Origin of the sequence: Malonomonas rubra, from assembly GCF_003247215.1 — a bacterium.
Lineage (GTDB): Bacteria > Desulfobacterota > Desulfuromonadia > Desulfuromonadales > Geopsychrobacteraceae > Malonomonas > Malonomonas rubra_A.
Window position 1 is genome coordinate 1 of sequence record NZ_QKAP01000062.1, and the last position, 4089, is coordinate 4089.

General features: G+C 53.3%; 3 protein-coding genes. All 3 read right to left on the bottom strand.

Going from position 1 to position 4089, the window contains the following annotated elements; all coding sequences use genetic code 11:
* A partial coding sequence (locus tag Q7J88_RS05860) for a molybdopterin-dependent oxidoreductase (RefSeq protein WP_303721221.1) occupies nt 1-1235 on the bottom strand: 1235 nt, incomplete at its 3' end.
* Nucleotides 1236-1626: 391 nt separating this feature from the next.
* A complete protein-coding gene (gene fdhD / locus Q7J88_RS05865) occupies nt 1627-3045 on the bottom strand; it encodes a formate dehydrogenase accessory sulfurtransferase FdhD (RefSeq protein WP_303721222.1) in 1419 nt (472 codons plus the stop codon).
* A 101-nt stretch (nt 3046-3146) separates the two neighbouring features.
* Nucleotides 3147-4089 (bottom strand): NrfD/PsrC family molybdoenzyme membrane anchor subunit (gene nrfD, locus Q7J88_RS05870; protein ID WP_303721223.1); only part of this gene is annotated, 943 nt, incomplete at its 5' end.

The following is a 4089-nucleotide window of genomic DNA, read 5'->3' on the forward strand; positions in this document are numbered from 1 at the left end:
TGGGTGCCGACGGTGTGCTGGGTCCAACCCATAGCGTACATGATAGTCGCCGCTTTGCCGGTCTCGCCGCTGGCCGCATAAGTTTTATAAACCTCTAGCAGTTTTTCTTTTGGAGTGCCGGTAATATCGGACACCACATCCATGGTATAGCGGGAGAAGTGTTTTTTCAGCAACTGCAGCACACAGTTGGGATCGCGCATGCTGGGATCGCTTTTGGGTATGCCGCTGGGGTCGTGCTGGAACGCCCAGGTCGATTTATCATAACTGCGCGTTTTGGCATCGTAACCGGAAAACAGTCCGTCCAAATCTCCCGGCATCTTGAAATCGGGACTGACCAAGAAGGGCGCGTTGGTATGTAAGCGCAGATACTCTTCCTGGAATAACTGGTTTTCCATGATGTAGTTGATCATGCCGCCCAGAAATGCGATGTCGGTTCCAGAACGCAAAGCTGCGTAGATGTCAGCCCTGGCGCTAGTGCGGGTGAAACGCGGATCGACGCTGATTAGCTTGGCGCCTTTCCCCATCGCTTCGAGGACATATTTAAAGGAGATCGGGTGGTTTTCTGCGGCGTTCGAGCCCATCACCAGAATCACATCTGCGTTGCGGATATCGATCCAGTGATTGGTCATGGCACCACGGCCGAATGAGGTCGCCAAACTGGCGACGGTGGCGCTGTGTCATATTCGGGCCTGATGTTCGATATACACCAAGCCCCAGCTGCGTAGCAGCTTTTGTAACAGGTAACATTCTTCGTTATCAAGGGCTGCGCTGCCGACCGAGGCGACGCCGTCGGTGCGGTTAACGACCTGTCCCTTGGCATTTTTCTCCATAAAGGTGGCGTCACGGGTATCTTTGACCTTGCGAGCGATCTGCTCAAGCGCCCAATCCCAGGACACTTTCTTCCATTCCCGCGAGCCCTTGGCCCGGTACATCGGTTCGGTGATTCGTTTTTCGTTGTGCCGTAGCTGATAGAGGGCCGAGCCCTTGCTGCAGAGGGTGCCGCGGTTGATCGGATGATCCGGATCCCCCTCGGTGTTGATGACATCCCCTCCGCTGGTATGAACAATCAGGCCGCAGCCTACCGCGCAATAGGGACAGATGGTGGTCGTTTCTTTGGCATACTGGATAGCCAGCGGTTCGGCATAGGCTTGTGCGGGTTTCAAACCTACGCCGATAATCGAAGCGCCAAGTGCCCCACCGGAGACCTGCAAAAAGCTTCTTCTACTAAGCTCCATGTTTCTCCTCCTTGTGGTCTGAGCAAGTATCTTTGACAAATCTGTGTTTCGGCTTTAATGACCTCCAAAAGCCTTTACGAGATTTGAAACAATCCTAGAAGCAACTTCATACTGGCTGTACTGATCAGGACATCTATGTTTTTATGATTTTCCGAAAATCGATAACTCTCAATAAAAGCAGGCGACCACATCTGTAAAAAAACAACATATATTCCAGTCACTTTGTGAACTCATTATAAATATAATTTTTAGCTCAATTTGACGATTATGCAAGTTTATTGGGCTGCTAACAGTTCAGATTGCAAAGACATGGAGAGCGATAGAAAAAAAGCTCCCACCAATCAATGGCAGGAGCTTTGAAAAACGTTTAGTTGTGATAGGGAACGGCTGTTTAGCTACTATGTTCCTTCAGGCGAACAGGAGTCGACCCATCATTGCTGACCAGTGTGCCACGCAGGCGGAAATAATCCTCCGGTGTGTTGATGTTTTGGAAGCTCCGCTCCTGAGGATCGAATTGTCTGATTCTGCTTGCGGGCAACTCTACTAGTTTGACCTGATCAAAGAAGCGCACAATCCGTTTCAGCCCGGCGTCGAGAACCTGCTCCATCGCCGGAAGACAGCTTCTGCTATATAGAGCATGCAACGGTTCGTGACCACTGCTGCTATGCGGGATTACCAGATCACCTTTTTCTGCGTGGGAGCAGATCTCTTTAACTACCGCCGAAGAAACGAAGGGCATGTCACACCCGACGACAAAAATCTTTTCTGTTTTGGCGTGTGACAGGCCTGAATGCACGCCGGCAAGCGCTCCCTGCGCATAATAGATGTCGGGCACCTTGCGACAGGGGATTTCGTTGTACAGGTCGGGCGAGTTGGTGACGATGATCACTTCGTCGAACAGACTGGCCATCCGCCGGTAAACATGATCGATAAAGCGGGCGCCCTGAATCGGCAGCAGTGATTTGTCGCTGCCCATACGGCGGCTTTCGCCACCGGCGAGGATGACGCCGGTAACCCCGGCAATTCGTTCGCCACCAGCCGAAATCCGTAGCTGTTGCGAGTGGCTGTAGACTTCCATATTCTGGCCACGTACGTAGCCGATCAAAGTGATGCCAGCCTGCTCGCAGAGAGCGATCGCTTTATCGGTCGGCGAGGTGCGCGATGCAATCAGGCCGATTCTGAGCCGGGCCGCTTTGGCGATCATCTCAGTTGAAACCCGCCCCGAAGTGACCAGCATCAAATCCTGTAGATCGATGTCACGAAACATCGCTTCGCCGGCAACCCGGTCGAGTGTGTTGTGCCGGCCTATATCCTCAGCGTGCAGTAATAACAGTCCGTCGCGATCACCGATTGCGGCCGAGTGGATTCCGCCATGATTGCGGTACTGCTCGGTCAGATTGTTCAGCTCTCTCATCAGGCGCAGAACGCTGTCGCTGTCGTAATGGCGTGGTCGCTGCTTATTTTCACTTAGCAGCTGTTGCGGCAGGTTGTAGGCAATCCCGGTTCCACAACCGGAGGTCAGCGTCGGTTGTAGACGTTCCGGCAGGTCGCCTTTCAGGCGGACCTCAGCCAGACCGAAATCAGAGCAGACGCCTAGGGACTGAATATCATCAAGTGAATCGATAAAACCTTGCAGGCGGAAAAAACCGGCCAGCAGGAAATTGAGTTTGTGTGGCGAGCAGACCAGGGTTGCCAGTTCGCGGCCGTTGACCCGCAGGCGTAGCGGGTACTCTTCGACCACCTGTCGTTGCAGTTGTTCGCTGCGTCCCTGACTGACGCGGATAATTGTATGTGCGGCAGGCTCATGCATGGTGCTATCCATCAGTTATTCAAACAGATTAACGTCACTGTCGCTTCGTTTCAATCATTTTTTACTGCCGCCGACCAGCTTTGGTCGGCGGCAGATACATATCAGTTTACTGATACCGGCTTGCCTTTCGGCAAGGTCTCTTTTTCCTGTTTAGGTTGACCGTCATCAATCTTGTGGAACGAATCGGGTAACGAGTAATCGACCGTTTCCGGATGGTGCTCGAAGATCGGGAAGTATTTGGCGATCAGTACGAAGAACAGGACATGCCCGGCAATGATGCCGATGGTTACCAGCGATTCGATCAGCGATGGATAGTAGATGTGGTTCGGGTCCATCATGCCGAACATTGAGACGTTAAAGCGGTTGAGGATCAGGCCGAAGATTACCAGCAGGGCAGCGATCACGCGTCGCCGATCGTCCTCTCGCACCGATTTGCTGGCGAACATGAAGAAAGGCAGAATGAAACCGAAACCCAACTCCAGCACGAACAGCAGGGTCAGCACTGGCTTATCGAAAAAGGGCCCTTGCGACAGTGCCATCAGTGTATAGATACGTAGAAAAATGTAGAAGCCGAGAGTGTATGGCAGAATTTTTGCCAAGGTGCGCAGCAGCACACCCTCGTTCGGCTCACCCATCCACTTGTGGCAGGCGGTCGCTTCAACGATGATGATGCACATGCCGGTGCAGATGGCGCTGACCCAGAACAGCAGCGGCAACAGCGGGTTGTACCAGAGACTGTGCAGCTTATCGACAGCGATCAAAAAGAAAGTGCCGAGGGACGACTGATGCAGAGTCGAGATTGCGGCTGCCAGAATGACCAGCGGCATCTCCAGCCAACGCAGCACCCGCAACGGTAGGTGCCAGCCGAACTTCTCAGCAACCGGCGAGAGAAACTCGAGGAACAGCACCGTAGTGTAGGCCATAACGCACATGGCGACCTCGAACATCGGCGAGTGCAGGTTCCAGTAGCGCAACACATGCCAGCCCTTGTGTGGCTGGCCCAGGTCGAGTACCAGACCGACACAGACTAGCGAGTAGCCGAGG